1 protein-coding gene is annotated in these 1,005 nt (G+C 70.9%); it reads right to left on the bottom strand.

Going from position 1 to position 1,005, the window contains the following annotated elements:
* Positions 1-68 precede the first annotated feature (68 nt).
* Positions 69-1,005: LPXTG cell wall anchor domain-containing protein (locus ACFWE2_RS22350; RefSeq protein WP_377226406.1), on the bottom strand; the 937-nt coding region annotated here is incomplete at its 5' end.

Below are 1,005 nucleotides of genomic sequence, written 5' to 3'. Positions count from 1 at the left end.
GGCACGAAGGTTCTCGTGCCGGGCCGGCTCACCCGCCGGCCGGATCACCGGCCGTCCGCGGTCACCTGCTACTGCTCGTCAGGCATCTTGCCCATGGCCGTGGCCGCGGCCATCGCGAGCTCACGTCGACGCCGGATCAGTACCGCACCAGCTCCGAGCAGGAGCATCGAGACGGTCACCAGGGTGGCGACGTCCGCACCGGTAGCGGCCAGACCGCCCGAGCCGGAGCCCGAACCGTTGCCGTTGCCCGACCCGCCGTTCCCATTCCCGTTCCCGTTGCCGTTGCCGTTGCCGTTCCCGTCACCGTCGCCACCACCGGAGGACGTCAGCGCCACCTTGAAGGAGGCAGCCGCGGAGTCCCCGATCGTCTGGCTGGTGGCGGTTCCGATGTAGGAACCCGCCTTCTGCCCGGGCGGGACGATGAAGGTCCACTCGACCTGCCCCGTCTCGTCCGCGGCGGCGGCCTGCAGCCGGACCGACGTCGAGCGGATCACGCCGACGACCATCTCACCCGGCTCGAAGCCCGAGGCGTAGAGAGTCTGGCTCGCGCCAGGCTTCACCGAGTCCTCCTCGAACCAGGCGGTCAGCGTCCTGGAGTCAGGTCCCGTCACGGTGATCGGTACCTCGGCCCCGTCGCTGCCGTCCTCCGGCTCCGCGACGATGACGTGCACGCCGGGATCCGCGTCGTCCGGGATCTGGATGGTGACCGTGAACCCGCAGTCCTCGTCCGGGGTCACGGTGACGGTGTCGCCGACGGGGTCACCCGATGCGTCGGTCAGCGTGACGCTGACCTCGACGCCCGCGGGGAAGCCCGTACCGGTGACGGTCACCTCGCCGCCCGGCTCGACGGTCGTCGGGTCGGCGACCAGGGTCGGGTCCGTGCACTGCTCTCCTGGACCGGAGCCAGGCTCGACCGTGAGCGGCGCCTCGGCGCCGTCGCTGCCGTCCTCGGGCTCCGCCACTACCTCGTAGTCACCAGGTTCGGTGTCCTCGGGGATCGTGTAG

The sequence above is a fragment of the Promicromonospora sp. NPDC060271 genome, assembly GCF_042726755.1.
Lineage (GTDB): Bacteria > Actinomycetota > Actinomycetes > Actinomycetales > Cellulomonadaceae > Promicromonospora.
This window is presented reverse-complemented; position numbering and strand designations above follow the sequence as displayed.